Raw genomic sequence first — 16943 nt, 5'->3', positions numbered from 1 at the left:
CCCTATTCGCTACTCCCTATTCGCTCTTCTCTGCTCGCTCAGACTCTTGTCATATCGTAGTTCGGCCGCTCGCCGGTGCCGTAGCGCCGGAGCGCGCCCTCCTCGCCGACCGCGTTGGGGCGCTGGAAGATCCAGTTCTGCCAGGCGGTGAGGCGGGCGAAGATCTTCGATTCCATCGTCTCGGGACCGGCGAAGCGCAGATTCGCTTCCAGACCCGTGAGACTGTCGGGCGAGAAGCTGGCGCGTTCCTCGAGAAAGACGCGGATCTCGTCCTCCCAGTCGATGTCGTCGAGCGCGAAGGTGACGAGCCCGAGCTCCTCGGCCTCCTCGGCCTCAAGCGGCTTGCCGACCTGCTCGTGCACGCGCGCGAGCCCGTTGGGATCGTCGAGGAAGCGCGACTGCAGCCGGGTCAGGCCGTGGCTCATCGGATAGGGGCCGAAATTCATCGCCGACAATTCGATCGCCGGCGCCGGACGGTTGTCGCCCTGGATGGTGCCGATCAGCATGTAGGAGCGGTCCGAGGCAAACACGAGCTCGGCGAGCGTCCCCGCGAAGCAGGAGCCGGGCTCGACCAGCGTCACCAGCGTGCGCGACGTGACGTCGATGCGCTTGAGCACGCGCTTCCAGTAATGCCGGATCTCGTTGACCAGCCAATGCGTCTTGTTGTCGTCCAGGAACGCATCATAAGCGAAGACCTGGGCGCGGTCGCCATGCGACTTGAACACCAGCATCGCGATGCCGAGCTCGTTGATGCGCAGGTGCAGGATGGCATCATCCAGCTCGCGCGCGACCTGCAGCGGCCAGAACGAAGCGCCCTGCCCGATCATGCCGTCGATATCGGCCGGCGGCGCGGCTTCAGGCGCCGCGATGGTGATGGTCGCGATCCGCGCCGTGCGGTCGATGTCGACGTTGACGAAGCCGTAGCGCACGCTGGTGGCGTCGATCACGCGCTTCAGCGGGGTAAGCTCGACGCCCTTGCCGCTGCCGTTGCGCTTGGAAGCGGCCGCAAACTCCTTGGCGCGCTCGGCCACCTTGGCCTCGACCTTGGAGTTCGGCGCGATCTCGTCGACCAGCCGCCATTGCACGGCGCGCTTACCCTTGACGCCCTCCTCCGTCGTGCAGAACGCGTCCGCGCGATCGCGGCGCACCTTGCGCTTGTCGACGACACGCGTCAGGCCGCCGGTGCCCGGCAGCACCGCGAGCAGCGGCACCTCCGGCAACGACACCGAGGACGAGCCGTCATCGGCCAGAATAATGTGATCGGTGGCGAGCGCGAGCTCATAGCCGCCGCCGGCCGCGGTGCCGTTCACGACCGTGATGAAACGCTGGCCCGAATTCTCGGATGAATCCTCGAAGCCGTTGCGGGTCTCGTTGGTGAATTTGCAGAAATTCACCTTGTGGGCATGGGTGGCGCCAGCGAGCATGCGGATGTTGGCACCGGCGCAGAACACACGCGGCTTGGCCGAGCGCAGCACCACGACCTTGACCTCGGGGTGCTCGAAGCGCAGCCGCTGCACGGCGTCGGCGAGCTCGATGTCGACGCCGAGATCATAGGAATTCAGCTTGAGCTGGTAGCCCTCGAACAGGCCGCCATTCTCGTCGACATCCATGGCAAGCGTCGCCACCTCGCCGTCGACCGACAGCTTCCAATGACGATAGCGGGAGGGATCGGTCTGGAAATCGATGAACGTCTTGCCTCCCGCGAGCACGCGGTCTTCCCCGGCCATGAGTCACCCTTGCGTTGGTGGGCTTATCGTTAAGATGCACAATAATTCATGTTAAGACCTGCGTCCACCGCAAAAAGCCGAAACATGCATTTTGTTTCATGTTCCGGACAGCGAGGCGGGCAAGGTGGCCGCGGCGAAATCGGCGATGACGCGCAAGGTGGCGTCCGGCGCCTCGCGATGCGGGGAATGGCCCGTCTTGGGCAGCATGGTCACCTCGACCGGGCAGTAGCACTCCTCCTGGATGATCTCGACCTGGCGGATGGTGCCATACTGGTCATCGATCCCCTGGATCACGGCGACCGGCACGCGGATGTAGGCGAGAGCGTCGGTGATGTCCCAGGCGCGGAAGGCCGGATCCAGCCAGGCGCCGTTCCAGCCGTAGAACGCGTTGTCGACATCCTTGTGCCAGCGTCCGAGCTTGGCGCGCAGCTCGGTGGTCTCGTAGGCGGACTTGATCGCCGCGATCGAGGACACCGAGACGTCCTCGACGACGACATGCGGCGCGATCAGCACGATGCCGTCGAGCCGATGATCGGCGTGGCTGCCGGCATAGATCGCGGCGATGGAGGCGCCGTCGGAATGGCCGACGAGCAGGCCGCGCTGGAGGCCGATCCGGTCGAGCAGTTCCGGCAGCACCTCGCAGGCCTCGCGCTGCATGTAATCGAGCGGCCGAGGCAGCGACACCGGGCTCGAGGCGCCATAGCCGGCGCGCGAATAGGCAAATACGGCGGCGCCGGTGGCTTGCTGAAGCTTGTCGGGGAAATCGCCCCACAGGCCGACGGAGCCGAGGCCTTCATGCAGCAGCACAATGCATGGTGCATCTGACGGCAGCGGACCGATCAGGCGATATTCGAGCTGGGCGGAATTGATGGCGAGAAAGCCCTTGGCCTGGAGCGTCATGCGCTGCCCTCTCCTTCGTCATGGCCGGGCTTGACCCGGCCATCCACATCTTTCTTCCTCGCAGGGGAATGGATGGCCGGGTCAAGCCCGGCCATGACGACAGCGACAAGCAGAAGCCAACTACGAGCCGGACCCCTCGCGCAGCTTGAAGCGCTGGATCTTGCCGGTTGCGGTCTTCGGCAACGCGTCCACCACCTCGATCCAGCGCGGATATTTCCACGGGCCGATCTTCTGCTTGACGTGCTCCTTCAGCGCTTCGTGCAGCGTTTCGCGATCCACGCTCGGCCTCAGCACAACATAGGCCTTCGGCTTCAACAGCCCTTCCGGATCGGCCTCCGGCACGACGGCCGCTTCGAGCACCGAGGGATGGGTGATCAGTGCGCTCTCGACCTCGAACGGCGACACCCAGATGCCGGAGACCTTGAACATGTCGTCGGAGCGGCCGCAGAACGTGTAGCGCCCCTCGGCGTCGCGGACATATTTGTCGCCGGTGCGCGTCCAATAACCCTCGAAGGTCGCGCGAGTCTTGTGGCGCTGATTCCAATAGCCTTCGCCGGCGGACGGCGCATGCACCAGCATCTCGCCGATTTCGCCATCCGGCACGTCCTGGCCGGCCTCGTTGACAAGGCGCACCTGATAACCCGGCACAGGACGGCCCGACGAACCGTATTTGATGTCACCGGGGGCGTTAGAGAGGAAAATGTGCAGCAGCTCGGTCGAACCGACGCCGTCGAGGATATCGACGCCGAACCGCGCCTTCCAGGCATGACCGACGGATTCCGGCAGCGCCTCGCCGGCCGAGGTGCAGATGCGCAAGCCGCTGCCGGCCGTCTCATGGCGCAGCGACTCATCGTGCAGCATGGCCGCAAACAAGGTCGGCACACCGTAAAAGATCGTCGGGTTGTAGCGGTTGAGCAGCTTGAACATCAGCGCCGGCGTCGGCCGCCCAGAGTTGAGGATCGTGGTCGCACCGACCGACAGCGGAAAGGTCAGCGCATTGCCGAGTCCATAGGCGAAGAACAGTTTGGCTGCGGAAAAGCAGACATCGCTCTCGCGGATGCCAAGCACCTGCTTGGCATAGGTCTCCGCCGTCGCAGCGAGATTGCCATGCAGATGGCGGACGCCTTTCGGCATGCCGGTGGAGCCGGAGGAGTACAGCCAGAACGCCGGCTCGTCCTCATGGGTCGCGACTGTGTCGAACTGATCGCTCTCGCGCGCGAGCTCCTCGGCGAGCAGCTTGTGGCCGAGCGCATGGCTGCCGGAGACGACCACGCAGTCGAGATCAGGCATCCGCCCGACGATGTCCTTCACCACCGGATAGAGCGGCTCGGAGACGAACAACACGCGCGCGCGGCAGTCCGCAAGCACATAGGCGTATTGTTCGGACGTCAGCAGCGTATTGAGCGGCACGGGCACAATGCCGGCGCGCATCGCGCCGAGAAACACCGCGGGGAAATCAACCGTATCGAGCATGATCATCGCCACGCGCTCTTCGCGGCGGACGCCAAGGCGTCGCAGCATGTTGGCGACACGGCAGGTCTGCTGCTGCAGGCCGCGATAGGTCAGCTCGGAGATTGTGTCGGTGTAGGCGAGCTTCTCGCCACGGCCCGCCTCGACATTGCGGTCAAGCAACCATGACACCGCATTGTATGACCCCACGGCGTCCCTCCCCCGATATTTGAATTATAATTCATAGAAGGCCACCAACATCGCTTGCTGTCAATCCTTCCCGGCATTATGTTTCCTAGTCACAAGAGTGCCTCAGGGATATGACGCGAGACAGCGACGCCCCGCGCGACGACGGCCAGTCCGCGGCCGAGACCGACTTCCTCGACCAGCTGGGCCAACGGGTGCGGCGGATGCGCGGCCTTGCCGGCATGTCGCGCAAGGTGCTGGCCCAGGTTTCCGGCATTTCCGAACGCTACATCGCCCAGCTCGAAAGCGGCAAAGGCAACGTCTCGATCGTGCTGCTGCGCCGGATCGCCAACGCGATCAACGCGCCGCTCGACGACATCATTCCCGGCAGCGAACCGTCGCCGGACTGGCCGGTCATCCGGGACCTCCTCAAGAAAGCGAGCCCGAGCCAGATCGCCGAGGTCAAGGATCTGCTCGCGGGCGGCGCGTCGGCGCCGCTGCGGCGTTCGTTCTCCGGCATCGCACTGATCGGCTTGCGCGGTGCCGGCAAATCGACGCTCGGCAAGATGCTGGCGGAACGGATCGGCTGGAGCTTCGTCGAATTGAACAAGGAGATCGAGCGGCAGAACGGTCTGTCGGTTGCGGAGATCATCGCGCTCTATGGCCAGGAGGGATTTCGCCGCATGGAGCAGGCGGCGCTGCAACAACTGCTTGCGCGCAAAGAGCTGATGGTGCTGGCGACCGGCGGCGGCATCGTCTCCGAGCCCGTCACCTTCGACCTGATCCTCAACGCGTTCTACACGATCTGGCTGAAGGCCAAGCCGGAGGAGCACATGGCGCGCGTGCGCGGCCAGGGCGATCTGCGGCCGATGGCCGATGATCGTTCGGCGATGGCCGAGCTGCGCAACATCCTGGTGAGCCGCGAGCCGCTCTATGCGCGGGCCAATGCGGTGGTCGACACCGCCGGACTGACGGTCGAAGCGGCCGCGGCGCGGCTCAGCGAGGTGGTGCAGCCCGTCATCGCCAACGAGGCGCGGATGTTCGCGCGGGGGTGAGCTGGTCCTTCGGCATTTTAGAAATCAATCAGTCACGCTTTCAAGGTCATTCCGGCGGATTTGTCACTGCGCAGACGCAAAGCCACCGTGGGGTGGCGATTAACCGGAATCCCGAAGTGATCAAGACCCGACACAAGGTTCCGAGTTCAATACGTTCGGCCTTGCCCTGAAATGACAAGAGCGGCAGGCTGAATCAGCCACCCGTTGCGGCGATCGCGCGGTCGTGCGCTTCGAGGATCGTCTTCAGCTTTTCCTTGGTGTCCTGCACGTCAGCGCCGGTTTTCTCGTCCAGCAGCAGGCGGTTGAGCGCGCTGTGAGTCAGCCGGTTGGCGACCCATTTGCGCTCAAAGCCGAGCTTTGACTGCACCGTCGAGATGATGGTCACGCAAAGCGACAACACCGTCGCCACGGTCTTCGCATCAAAACCGAAGATGGCGCTGCTGGTCTGCGATAGCACCGCAGCCGTGGCACTGAACACCACGACGCAGACCGTGGATCCGTGATTGGCGAAGCTCCACAGCTTCTGCCCCCGGTTGCTCCAGCGCAGCGCATCGCTCAGTGTGCGCGCGACGAAATCCGCGCCCGCTTCCTGCCCATGTCCGTTGGCCATCGTTCCCTCCCCAGTCGCGCCGGCTGGAAGACCGACACAGCCCATGATTGAGGGACAATCCAACGACAATGTCCGGCTTCGCGCAAGCACGAGCCGGCCGTGTGAGCGGAAGACGTCGCAGATCAGCCCCGGGTCTCGAGCTCCCGCAGCTCCGCATAGGTGAGCGGCGTCAGCCCGGCGCCATCGAAATAGATGAAGCGCAGACGACGCCGGCGGGAGATGAAGTTCGACGGCAGCGGATCGTAGCGGAAGGTGCCGCCGCCGAGATGCGGCGTCAGGCTTCCGACATCGGTGAGCGCATCGATCTCGACACGCAGCAGCTTGAGGCTCGCACCGTCGCGCAGGATCTCGAACGGAATGCGCGCGAGCCGCAGGAAGCTGGTCGGATCGGGCGCGGCGATGAAGCCGTCGACGAAAGCGGCTTCGACCTTGTCGAGATCCGGCTCGACCACCGCGACAGGCCTGGCGCCCTCCGGCTGATGCGGCGTCTGCCACTGCACGGGAGAGCGGCCGTGCGGATGGTTATGCCCTGGGCCGTGCGGCGGGTGATCGTGATCATGAGGATGATCATGATCATGCGAATGGCCGTGGTCGTGATGATGATGGCCGTGATGGTGGTGATGATGACGCATCGCGGGCCTCAATAGCTGACCGGCTTGTTGATGATGTGCTTGTGGCTGCCGAGCTTGCCATGCGCGACCATCGAGCCGAGCGCTTCCACGACGACGCGGACGCCGATCAGCGCGGTGATGTCGGAGGTGTCGTAGGGCGGCGAGACCTCGACCACTTCGAGGCCGCACAGGCCCTCGGCCGCGACGAGGCCGAGCAGCTTCAGCGCCTCGCGCGGCAGGAAGCCGCCGGGCTCCGGCCAGCCGGTGCCAGGCACGAAACCGCAATCGATGGAGTCGACGTCGAACGAGATGTAGACGGCGTCGGCGTCCTTCCAGGCCAGTTCGAGTGCGATCTCGGCGGTCTTCTCCAGACCGATCTTCTCGATGTCGGCGATGGTCAGCACATTGGTGTTGCGCTTGCGCGCGACCTCGACGCCCTCGCGCGGCACCTGCCAGCCGCCGATGCCGAGCTGCACCAGATTGGTCGGCGACACGTTCGGCAAATTGGTCGCCCAGTACCAGGGCGTCGTGTGCATGCGCTCGTCGAGATCCTTCTCCTGGATATCGATATGGCGGTCGAAATGGATGATGCCGATCTTCTTGTCGGTGCATTGCGCGATGCCGCGCACGCAGGGGAAGCCGATCGAGTGGTCGCCGCCGAGCATGATCGGCAGCGCGCCGGACGAGAACACATGCGCGACGCCGCGGCTGATCTGGTCGAAGCTCTTTTCCAGATTGGCGGGAATGGTGAAGACGTCGCCGGCGTCGCACAGGGTCATCTGCTCGCGCAGGTCGACGCCGAGCTCGTAATTGTAGGGCGTGTAGAGCGCGGAGATGCGGCGGATGCCCTGCGGTCCGAAGCGGGTGCCTGGGCGATAGGTGGTGCCGGAATCGAAGGGGATGCCGATGACCGCGGCGTCATATTTCCCGACGTCGCGGACGTTCTCGACATAGGGCGCCTTCATGAAGGTGTTGATGCCCGCGAAATGCGGCAGCTCGCCGCGTGCGAATGTGGGGATGTCGCGATCGGTCAGCGTGTCGGCGCCGGGCAGGCCCATGTCGAGCGCCCATTGCCGCTCCTTGCGCCAGCCATTGCTTGGCAGCTTGCCTTCGGCCTCCAGCGCCTGCCAGCCTTGCGTGGCCATCTTGTCGAAGTCCGGATGGTGACGGCGCAGGCTCCGGCGATGACCTTGTAATCCGGCATGGCGCGTGCGGCGCATGGCTGGGAACGACATGAAGACTCTCCTTCGTTTCTTTCGACGTTTCTTGGGGCTGACTATTGCGCCGCCTGCGCGCTGGCACGGATGAAGCCGAGCACGGGCACAGGACTCTCGCGGGTGAGATCGAGATCGTAGGTGATGCGGGCGCCGAACCGTTCGGGCGCCTGCGGATCCTTGCGGGGACGGTCGAGCGCGATCAGCCGCGTCGCCAGGCCGAACGCCTCCTTGATGTCGTGGGTGACCATCACGATGGTCATCTTGTGCTCGCGCCACAGCGGCTTGATCAGCGCATGCATCTGCGCGCGGGTGCCGGGATCGAGCGCGCCAAAGGGCTCGTCGAGCAACAGCACGCGCGGCTGCTTCGCCAGCGCCTGCGCGATCGCCAGCCGCTGCTGCATGCCGCCGGACAGCGCGCTCGGATATTTGTCGCAGTGAGCGCCGAGACCAACGGCGTCGATCAGCGCGCGGCTCTTCTCCACCGCCTGCCTGCGCGCTGTGCCGAACAGCCGCGCCGTGAACGGGCGCGCCGCGAGCTCATAGCCGAGCAGCACATTGCCGAGCACGGTCAGATGCGGGAACACCGAATAGCGCTGGAACACGATGCCGCGATCGGGCCCCGGCTCGGCCGGAAACGGCTCGCCGTCGAGCAGCACGGCGCCCTGGCTCGGCCGCTCCTGGCCGAGGATCAGCCGCAGGAACGTGCTCTTTCCCGCGCCGGAGGGACCGACGATCGACAGGAAGGTGCCGGAGGTGATCTCGAGATTGACGCGCTCGAGCACGACCTGGTTGCCGTACTCGACCCAGACGTTGCGGAAGGACAGCGTGCTCATCAGCGGCTCGCTCCCGCATACGCCCAGGGAAAGGCGCGCTGGCCGAACCAGATCAGCGCGTAGTCGAAGATGTAGGCGAGCAAGGTGATCCAGACGACGTAAGGCAGGATCACGTCCATCGACAGATAGCGCCGAACGAGAAAGATGCGATAGCCGAGCCCGACATCGGAGGCGATGGCCTCCGCCGAGATCAGGAACAGGAAGGCCGGCCCGATCATCAGGCGCAGGCCCTGGATCAGCCGTGGCATGATCTGCGGCAGCACCACGCGGATCGCGACCTGCCAGGTTGAGGCGCCCAGCGTCTGCGCCTTGATCAGCTGCTCGCGCGGCATGTTCTGCACTTCCAACGAAAGATCGCGGACCAGCGTCGGCGTGACGCCGATGATGATCAGCACCACCTTGGAGAGCTCACCGAGGCCGAACACGATGAACAGCACCGGCAGCACCGCCATCGGCGGGATCATCGACAGCACCGCGACCAATGTGCCGAAGCCGGCGCCGGCGATCGGCAGCAACCCGATCGCAAGCCCGAGCACGAGACCAATCACCGCGGAGATGCCGAGCCCGAGGGCGAGGCGCTGCAGACTCGCCGCGGTGTCCGACCACAGCACGTAGTCGCCGGAGCGGCGATCCGGCTCGGTGGCGAGCCGCTTCGACGTCGCGACCATCTCCGAGACCGGCGGCAGCAGCTTGTCGTCGGGATTGTCCGCGCGCCGCTGCGCCGAGCCGACCACGTAGATCAGGGCGATCAGCAGGAACGGCAGGAACGCCAGCAGCAGCCGGCTGCCCCGGTTCGGAACGACGTTCATGGCACGCGGCATTGCGAAGCTCCCTCAATCCTCTCCATGGCGCGATGGTCACGGTGTGCAGCGCCGACCTTGGAGCTCACCCTCTCCATGAGCACGCCGACAGCGTGTTCATGGTCAACGTGCAGCACCGGTCTCGGTGCCGGCCCCTCATGGTGAGGAGCCCGCGTAGATGGGGTAACGGGCCGACCACCCGAGCGGCACGCTCACTCCTGCGCTATTTGGGAGCGCGTTCGCGTGCCGCCCGGTTGGCGGAAAGGTGGTCGTCCCTCAAATTGATGGTGTTCAACGGAGTCGGGCAAGCCCGCTCCTCGCATCATTAGGGGACGACCATGAACCACTATGCCGGAATTGACGTGTCTTTGAAATCCTCGGCGGTCTGCATTGTCGATGGGGCGGGCAAGATCGTTCGGGAAGCGGCAGTCGAGAGTGAGCCGGCAGTCTTGATCGGCTGGTTCAAGCAGTTCGGCATCGAGGTTGAGCGGATCGGTCTGGAGGCAGGGCCGCTGTCGCAATGGCTGTATGCGGCGATGCAGGAGGCGGGTCAGCGGGTCGAACTGCTGGAGACGCGGCACGTGCGTGACGCCTTCAGGGCGATGTCGGTGAAGTCCGACCGCAACGATGCAAGGGGTATTGCCCAGCTGATGCGGCTTGGCTGGTTCCGTCCGGTTCATTGCAAATCGATCGAGGCGCAGGAGATGCGTGCGGTTCTTACGGCACGCAAGCTGCTGCAATCGAAGCTGCACGACGTCGAGAACTGTTTGCGCGGCGTGCTACGGGGCTTCGGCTTGAAGGTCGGCAAGACCACCGATCGCAGCTTCGCGACGCGAATCGAGGCGCTGGTGGCTGGCCATTCGGGACTGACGCTGGTCGTGCAGGCGCTGCTCGAGGCTCATACGGTGCTGCTGCGCGAGTTCAAGAAGCTGGACAAGCAGGTGCAACAGCTCGCGAAGGCGCATCCGCAGGCCAAGCTGTTGATGACCACGCCGGCCGTCGGCCCGATCGTCGCGCTGACCTACATGTTCGCAATCGACGACCCCAAGCGCTTCCGATCCTCCAAGGCGACAGGCGCGCATTTTGGCCTCACGCCGAGACGGTACCAGTCCGGCGAGACCGACTATAGCGGCCGCATCACGAAGGTCGGCGATGCGTCGGTGCGCGAGGCGCTCTATCAGGCGGCGCATATCATGCTGACCAAGCCGGTCAAGAACTGCTCACAGCTGAAGAGCTGGGCGATGCGGGTCGCCAGGCGCGCCGGCCCGCGCAAAGCCAAGGTGGCTCTGGCGCGCAAGCTTGCCGTGATCCTTCACCGCATGCTCGCCGACAACATGCCGTTCAACCCCGCGGCCAAGGCTGCCGCGACCTAGGGGAGCATCGATCGAGTTCTGGGCGGGCCACGACACCAGGCTCTCCCCGAGCAGGGTCCCTTCGCCGGGACGATGGATCCGGTCAGGCCGCCATCCGGGCAGTCGGTTCAAAACCACGCTCTCCGTAGATTGGCCGGCCGGTTCCTCTTACGCAGCCCAACAGGTGGCGGCCATGCGCCGACCCCGTACAGAAGCAAGGGCCCGGCGAGAGGACATGCAGAATTGGGATTGACAAACCAAGGCCCGTTACAGAAGCCCGGATGAGCGAAGCGACATCCGGGTTCCCACGCGACGCCTCGTGAGACCCCGGATATCGCGTCCGCCTTCGCCCTCCGGGCTTCGGCTTCCGCTCATCCGGGCTACGATCCGCCCCCTCATGGTGAGGAGATGGGTGAGCGCCGTCTCGCCCATGAGGCCCGGTCGGGGCCTCGTCCTTCGAGACGCTTGCTACGCAAGCTCCTCAGGATGAGGGGAGATGCTGTTGGCACGACGATGGATGGATCAGAGCTTCCCGTCGGCGGCCATCTTCATGTAGGTCGGGTCGAACCGCAGCTTGACATTGGTGGCCGAGCCCAGCGCCTTCGACGGCGTGGAGATGCCGACCGCATCCTTCGACTTCACGTTCTCGCCGAGCAGATTGTGGTCGAAGCAGAAGGTGCGGACGTGATCCATGATCTTCGGCAGCTCCGGCCCTGTCATGAAAGCAAGCGCGTCCTTCGGCTCGTAATACATGAACGTGGTCTTGAGCTGGGTCTCGAAGCCCGCGAGATCGGTGCCCGACAGCTTGGCCATCGCCTCGCGCGCGGCCCTGCCCTTCTCACTCTGGTCCTTCATCAGCGCGATGGTCTCGTACCAGATGCCGACCAACGCCTTGCCGAGCTCCGGATTGTCCTTGAGCGTGGCGCTGTTCACGACCAGGAGATCCTCGATCTCGCCCGGGATCTTGCTGGAGTCGAACACCAGCGTTGCGCCGGGCTCGGCCTTCACTTCGAGCAGCTGCGGGTTCCAGGTGACGACCGCGGTCGTGTCCGGCGACTTCGCCGCCGCGACAATATCGGCGTCGGACGTGTTGACCGTCTTGATGCTCTTTTCCGAGAGCTTCACGGTCTCCAGGCCGCGCGCCAGCAGATAATGCGACACCGAGAGCTCGACGAGGTTGACCTTCTGGCCCTTGATATCTGCCAGGGTCTTGCCCTTCTTCAGCACCACGCCGTCATTGCCGTTGGAATAGTCACCCATGATGATGGCCGACGTGTCGACGCCGCCAGCAGCCGGAATCGTCAGCGCATCCATGTTGGTGACGGTCACGCCGTCGAACTTGCCGGCGGTGTACTGGTTGATCGATTCGACGTAGTCGTTGATCTGGGTGACCTTGATCGAGATGCCGTATTTATCGGCCCATTTCTTGACGATCCCGGATTCCGCGGCATAGGGCCACGGCATCCAGCCGACATAGATCGTCCATGCGATGTTGAATTCCTTCTTCTTCTCAGCGAAGGCCGGCGACAGCGATGCGGTCGCCAGGGTCGATGCCGCGAGCAGGGCAACAAACAGATTTCGTGCTTTGAACATGTCCAGTCCCTCATCGGTTTTGTGACCTGCGGACTGGCAAAGACAACCTCGAGCCTGCCAAGCGCGGCCACTGAGGTCTCCCGGGTTTTTATCCCGCCGTGCACCAGGGCTCTCCCCTGGCGGCTGCTCTCGGACCAGCGTTCTCATCGAGAGAACCGGAACCCTAGCTGCCAACTCTGAACATGAGATCAGCAATCCCCGTGCCAGAGAAAAATGCTTGCGATTCAACACGAGCAATCGCACGCTGTGCCCAAGAAATTGGCAGCACGAATTGAAGTTGGGCGATGGGACCATCGGCCGGCGTGAGTCATGTGCCGGGCATGAACCCGACGGCGCACGCAGGCGACCTCATCAGACCAGCATCAACCGACACGCTTTTTGGGGTTTCGTCGACATGATCAGGTTGTCCCGGGTCGCACTTGCATCGGTTCTGGCTTTGAGTCTCTCCGCCGGAGCCGCCGTCGCGCAGAACGCGCCTGCCGCCGATGCGCCGGCCCAACCTGCCCCGGTCCAGCCCGCGCCCGCCGCAAGCCCCGCCCCGGACGCAACGCCCGCACCGGCCGCCTCGGCCGACAAGACGGGTGACGCCAAGCCGGCCAAGGAGGCGACTGCGCCGAAGCAGAAGCGCACCAAGACCAGCACGCGCAAGGAGGTGGAGGACTCACTGCGCAGCGGTACCGTGCCCTCGCGCTACCGCAGCCGGGTGCCGAAGGAGTATCAGAAGTACATTCCATTCGCGCGCTGACGCGCCGCTCAGGGCGGTGTGAGCTTCACGATCACGCCGACGATCAGCATGAAGGCAAGACAGAGCAGTGTCTCGATGTCGGGGTGGTTCGACCAGAAGCCGCGCCGGCCGGATACCGGCTTGTTCTGCGCCTGGATGTCGATCGGATGCGCACGCATTTGCTCGACCTTTGATAAAAGGCAAAACAAACTACTACCTTGAGAGAATAGGCGCGGTCGGGGCGCATCTCAATGCGAAAAAACGGCGCATGTCAGCTTGGCTGCCGGATTCGGCGACGAGCAAGCTGGCAGTGAGTTGCTCCGCCATGCCCCGGCTCGTCCTGGGCCTCCACGCCGTGCGCAGGATGCCGAACGACGTGGATGGCCGGGACAAGCCCGGCCATGACGACGTGGAGCCAGACAGGTACAAAACTCTGACTTTTTATGCGGGTCGCCCCCCCCCCCCCCGCAAGTCGGGGAGGTGCAGACCACGCCTGCCACAGAGAGTGACTATCAAATCCCGAGATAGCGGTGTTGCAGCTCGGGCTCGGCCATCAGCTGTTCAGATGTTCCGTGCCAGACCGTACGGCCCCGCTCGATAATGTAGTGGCGGTCGCAGATGCGGGTGAGATGCTCGACGTTCTTGTCGATCACCAGGATCGACTGCCCGCGCGATTTGAGCAGCGACAGGCAGTTCCAGATCTCCTCGCGGATCAGCGGCGCCAGGCCCTCGGTCGCCTCGTCGAGGATCAGCAGCTTCGGATTGGTCATCAGCGCACGGCCGATCGCCAGCATCTGCTGCTCGCCGCCGGAGAGCTGGTTGCCCATGTTGCTGCCGCGCTCGGCGAGCCGCGGAAACAGCGCGTGGATCTTGTCGAGCGTCCACGGATCGGCGGCGCCGAGCCGGTTGGTGGAGGCCGCCACGAGATTTTCGGTGACCGTGAGGTTCGGGAAGATCTGCCGCCCCTCCGGCACGAGGCCGATGCCGAGTTGGGCGATCCGGTAGGACGGCAGCTTGCGCGTTTCCTGGCCGCTGAAACGGATCACTCCGGCGCGGGCCTGGGTCAGGCCCATGATCGAGCGGATCGTGGTGGTCTTGCCCATGCCGTTACGGCCCATCAGCGAGACCATCTCGCCGGGACGGATCGCCAGCGACAGACCGAACAGGACCTGGCTCAGGCCATAGCAGGTCTCGATACCGTCGACCTCAAGCAGCATGGCGCTTGTTCCCTGATCAACCATGGCCGACCACCACGTGCTGATCGCCGAGATAGGCGCGCTTGACCTCTTCGTTCTGCCGGATCTCATCCGGTCTGCCCGAGGCGATGATCCGGCCATAGACCAGCACCGAGATACGATCGGCCAGCGCGAACACCGCCTCCATGTCGTGCTCGACCAGCACGATCGAGACCTCTTTGCGCAGCTCATTCAGCAGCTTCACCATGCGCTGCGACTCGGTGACCCCGAGGCCGGCCATCGGCTCGTCGAGCAGCAGCAGTTGCGGCTTGGTCGCGAGCGCGACCGCCAACTCCAGCTCACGCTGCTCGCCATGGCTCAGCTTGGAGACGAGCACGTCGGCGCGGTGGCCGAGGCCGACGCGCTCGAGCGCGGCGCGCGCGGCATCGCGCAGCGTCTTCTCCTTGCGCGCATTGGCAAAGAACCGGAATGAGTGCCGGCCGTCATGGGCCTGCGCCGCCAGCGCGACATTGTCCGCCGCAGTGAAGTCGGTCAGCAGCGAGGTGATCTGGAACGAGCGCGCGAGCCCCAGCGCGCTGCGCTTGTAGGCCGGGAAATGCGAGATGTCGCGGCCCCCTAAGAAGATGCGACCCGCATGCGGCGCGAGATGGCCGGTGAGCTGGCTGATCAAGGTGGTCTTGCCGGCGCCGTTCGGGCCGATGATGGCGTGGATCTCGCCCTTGGACACATCGAGGCAGACGTGATCGGTGGCGACGATGCCGCCGAAGCGGCGGACGAGATTGTCGACGCGAAGCAGCGGTTCAGCCACGGTTCAATCTCCCGAGCATGCCCATGATGCCGCCGCGGCCGAACAGCACGATCAAAAGCAGCAGCGGCCCCATGATCAGCGCCCAATATTCGGTGAGCTGCGACAGCACCTCCTCCAGCACCAGGAACACGACGGAGCCGACGACCGGCCCCATCAGCGTGCCCATGCCGCCCAGGATCACCATCACCATCAGATCGCCGGAGCGGGTCCAGTACATCACGGCGGGGCTGACGAAATCGGTGTTGTTGGCAAGCAGCGCGCCGGACAGTCCGCACAGCATGCCGGCAATGACGAAGCAGGCGAGCTTGTAGCGCTTCGACGGGAAGCCGATCGCCTGCATGCGCTGCTCATTGGAGCGCAGCCCCTGCAGCACCAGGCCGAAGCGCGAATTGACGATGCGCCAGATCAGCACCACGACCGCGAGCAGGCAGAACAGGCAGAGATAATAGAACTGCACACGGTTGCCGAGATTGATCAGGCCGCCGAAATCGCTGCGCTTGTAGACGGTCAGGCCATCGTCGCCGCCATAGCGGGCGAGGCCCGAGGCGACGTAATAGGCCATCTGCGCGAAGGCCAGCGTGATCATGATGAAATAGACGCCGCGGGTGCGCAAAGACAGCGCGCCGATCACCAGCGCATAGAGCGCCGAAACCGCGATCGCGACCGCGAACTGGGCCCAGCCGGAGCCGATGCCCTCCTGCGCCAGGATGCCGACGGCGTAGCCGCCGATGCCGAGATAGGCGGCATGTCCAAAGCTCATCATGCCGCCATAGCCCATGATCAGGTTCAGGCTGACGGCCGCCAAGGCCAGGATCACGATGCGGGTGAACAGCGTGAGGATGAAGATGTTGCCGGTGAGGTTCGAATAGACCGGCAGCAGCACGAGGCCGGCCACGACGAGGACCGCCACGAGGGTCGAGACGTTGAGCTGGGATTTCATCTGCGGTTGGCCGGGAACAGACCTTCAGGCCGCGCCACCAGCACGATCGCCATCAGGAGATAGATCAGCATCGACGACATTGCCGGCGCCGCAGTGGAGGCCGCGGCCGAGTTCAGCACCTGGCGCAGCAAATTGGGCAGGAAGGCGCGGCCCATGGTGTCGATGAGGCCGATCATGATCGCCGCGATGAAGGCGCCGCGGATCGAGCCGATGCCGCCGATCACGATCACGACGAAAGCGAGGATCAGGATGTTCTCACCCATGCCGATCTGCACGGTGAGGATCGGCGCCTGCATCAGCCCGGCGAGGCCGGCGAGCGCGGCGCCGAGCCCGAACACCAGGGTGTAGAGCAGCTTGATGTTGATGCCGAGCGCGCCGATCATCTCGCGGTTGGAGGCGCCGGCGCGGATCAGCATGCCGATCCGCGTCCGCATCACGCCGAGATACAGCAGCAGTGCCACCAGCAGCGCCACGACGATGATCGCCAGCCGATAGGCAGGATATTGAATGCCAGGCATGATCGTGACCGGGAACGCAAGCCACGACGGCAGCGGCAGCGCCAGTCCCGCAGGCCCCCAGATCAGCCGAACCGCCTCGTTGAAGAACAGGATCAGGCCGAAGGTCGCCAACACGTGGTCGAGATGGTCGCGCCCATAAAGATGCCGGAGTGCCGTGAATTCGAGCACGATGCCGAGCAGAAGCGTGGCACCGAGCGCCATCACGGCGCCAAGCACGAAACTGCCGGTCCAGGCCACGAAGGTCGCCGCGAAATAGGCGCCCATCATGTAGAGCGAGCCATGGGCGAGGTTGACAAGATCCATGATGCCGAACACCAGCGTCAGGCCGGCAGCCAGCAGAAACAGCAGCAGTCCGAACTGCAGCCCGTTCAGGAATTGTTCGACGACGAGAAGCATGCCCCTCACTTCACGCTCAAAAAGACGG

17 protein-coding genes and 1 riboswitch are annotated in these 16943 nt (G+C 64.5%); of the genes, 3 read left to right on the top strand and 14 right to left on the bottom strand.

The genetic code is table 11. From position 1 onward, the window contains the following. Nucleotides 1–38: 38 nt before the first annotated feature. From boxC to BBTA_RS03495, 3 genes are all read right to left on the bottom strand, one after another. A complete protein-coding gene (gene boxC / locus BBTA_RS03505; protein ID WP_041750300.1) occupies nt 39–1727 on the bottom strand; it encodes a 2,3-epoxybenzoyl-CoA dihydrolase in 1689 nt (562 codons plus the stop codon). Nucleotides 1728–1823: 96 nt separating this feature from the next. Beyond that, on the bottom strand, nt 1824–2627 hold the full coding sequence (locus BBTA_RS03500) for an alpha/beta fold hydrolase (RefSeq protein ID WP_012041064.1): 804 nt from the start codon (nt 2625–2627) through the stop codon (nt 1824–1826). A 120-nt stretch (nt 2628–2747) separates the two neighbouring features. Continuing rightward, nucleotides 2748–4268 carry a benzoate-CoA ligase family protein gene (locus BBTA_RS03495; protein ID WP_012041063.1) on the bottom strand — a complete coding sequence of 507 codons (1521 nt, stop codon included), beginning with the start codon at nt 4266–4268 and terminating at the stop codon, nt 2748–2750. A 128-nt stretch (nt 4269–4396) separates the two neighbouring features. Between BBTA_RS03495 and BBTA_RS03490 the strand changes: the two genes are divergently transcribed. After that, entirely contained in the window at nt 4397–5317 is a 921-nt protein-coding gene (locus tag BBTA_RS03490) for a helix-turn-helix transcriptional regulator (protein ID WP_012041062.1), read from the top strand. Nucleotides 5318–5510: 193 nt separating this feature from the next. Here the strand turns inward: BBTA_RS03490 and BBTA_RS03485 are convergent, their stop codons facing one another. The 5 genes from BBTA_RS03485 to BBTA_RS03465 form a co-directional block, all read right to left on the bottom strand. After that, nucleotides 5511–5927: a DUF4231 domain-containing protein gene (locus tag BBTA_RS03485; RefSeq protein WP_041750299.1), complete on the bottom strand. Its 417-nt coding sequence runs from the start codon at nt 5925–5927 to the stop codon at nt 5511–5513. A 122-nt stretch (nt 5928–6049) separates the two neighbouring features. Next, complete coding sequence (locus tag BBTA_RS03480) at nt 6050–6427, bottom strand: hypothetical protein (protein WP_012041060.1); 378 nt, start codon at nt 6425–6427, stop codon at nt 6050–6052. Between the two features lie 140 nt (nt 6428–6567). Beyond that, nucleotides 6568–7773, bottom strand: a complete 1206-nt coding sequence (locus tag BBTA_RS03475; protein WP_012041059.1) for an agmatinase family protein — start codon at nt 7771–7773, stop codon at nt 6568–6570. A 41-nt stretch (nt 7774–7814) separates the two neighbouring features. Next, on the bottom strand, nt 7815–8588 hold the full coding sequence (locus tag BBTA_RS03470) for an ABC transporter ATP-binding protein (RefSeq protein ID WP_012041058.1): 774 nt from the start codon (nt 8586–8588) through the stop codon (nt 7815–7817). Then, nucleotides 8588–9409 (bottom strand): ABC transporter permease, encoded by an 822-nt coding sequence (locus BBTA_RS03465; RefSeq protein ID WP_012041057.1) that lies wholly within the window; start codon nt 9407–9409, stop codon nt 8588–8590. The genes BBTA_RS03470 and BBTA_RS03465 overlap by 1 nt, the downstream gene beginning before the upstream one ends. Before the next feature lie 317 nt (nt 9410–9726). On the opposite strand from BBTA_RS03465, the gene BBTA_RS03460 reads away from it, so the two are divergent. Continuing rightward, nucleotides 9727–10761, top strand: a complete 1035-nt coding sequence (locus tag BBTA_RS03460) for an IS110 family transposase (RefSeq protein ID WP_041750297.1) — start codon at nt 9727–9729, stop codon at nt 10759–10761. 501 nt (nt 10762–11262) lie between these two features. On the opposite strand, the gene BBTA_RS03455 is transcribed toward BBTA_RS03460, so the two are convergent. Continuing rightward, nucleotides 11263–12333, bottom strand: coding sequence for a putative urea ABC transporter substrate-binding protein (locus BBTA_RS03455; RefSeq protein ID WP_012041055.1), 1071 nt, complete (start codon nt 12331–12333; stop codon nt 11263–11265). Between the two features lie 75 nt (nt 12334–12408). Then, nucleotides 12409–12511: riboswitch (guanidine-I (ykkC/yxkD leader) on the bottom strand. Nucleotides 12512–12727: 216 nt separating this feature from the next. On the opposite strand from BBTA_RS03455, the gene BBTA_RS38025 reads away from it, so the two are divergent. After that, the gene (locus BBTA_RS38025) at nt 12728–13078 is read left to right on the top strand and encodes a hypothetical protein (RefSeq protein WP_012041054.1); all 351 of its coding nucleotides are present in this window, start codon (nt 12728–12730) and stop codon (nt 13076–13078) included. An 8-nt stretch (nt 13079–13086) separates the two neighbouring features. Here BBTA_RS38025 and BBTA_RS03445 read toward each other — a convergent pair whose 3' ends face one another. From BBTA_RS03445 to BBTA_RS03425, 5 genes are all read right to left on the bottom strand, one after another. Further along, nucleotides 13087–13236, bottom strand: coding sequence for a hypothetical protein (locus BBTA_RS03445; protein ID WP_012041053.1), 150 nt, complete (start codon nt 13234–13236; stop codon nt 13087–13089). 333 nt (nt 13237–13569) lie between these two features. Further along, nucleotides 13570–14274, bottom strand: coding sequence for an ABC transporter ATP-binding protein (locus BBTA_RS03440; protein ID WP_012041052.1), 705 nt, complete (start codon nt 14272–14274; stop codon nt 13570–13572). A gap of 16 nt (nt 14275–14290) precedes the next feature. Beyond that, nucleotides 14291–15061 carry an ABC transporter ATP-binding protein gene (locus tag BBTA_RS03435; RefSeq protein WP_012041051.1) on the bottom strand — a complete coding sequence of 257 codons (771 nt, stop codon included), beginning with the start codon at nt 15059–15061 and terminating at the stop codon, nt 14291–14293. After that, complete coding sequence (locus tag BBTA_RS03430; protein ID WP_012041050.1) at nt 15054–16001, bottom strand: branched-chain amino acid ABC transporter permease; 948 nt, start codon at nt 15999–16001, stop codon at nt 15054–15056. The genes BBTA_RS03435 and BBTA_RS03430 overlap by 8 nt, the downstream gene beginning before the upstream one ends. Next, nucleotides 15998–16915 (bottom strand): branched-chain amino acid ABC transporter permease, encoded by a 918-nt coding sequence (locus BBTA_RS03425; RefSeq protein ID WP_012041049.1) that lies wholly within the window; start codon nt 16913–16915, stop codon nt 15998–16000. The genes BBTA_RS03430 and BBTA_RS03425 overlap by 4 nt, the downstream gene beginning before the upstream one ends. Between the last annotated feature and the right edge of the window lie 28 nt (nt 16916–16943).

The organism is Bradyrhizobium sp. BTAi1 (assembly GCF_000015165.1).
GTDB lineage: Bacteria > Pseudomonadota > Alphaproteobacteria > Rhizobiales > Xanthobacteraceae > Bradyrhizobium > Bradyrhizobium denitrificans.
The sequence above is the reverse complement of the archived record's forward strand: the minus strand, read 5'-3'. Positions and strand labels throughout refer to the sequence as shown.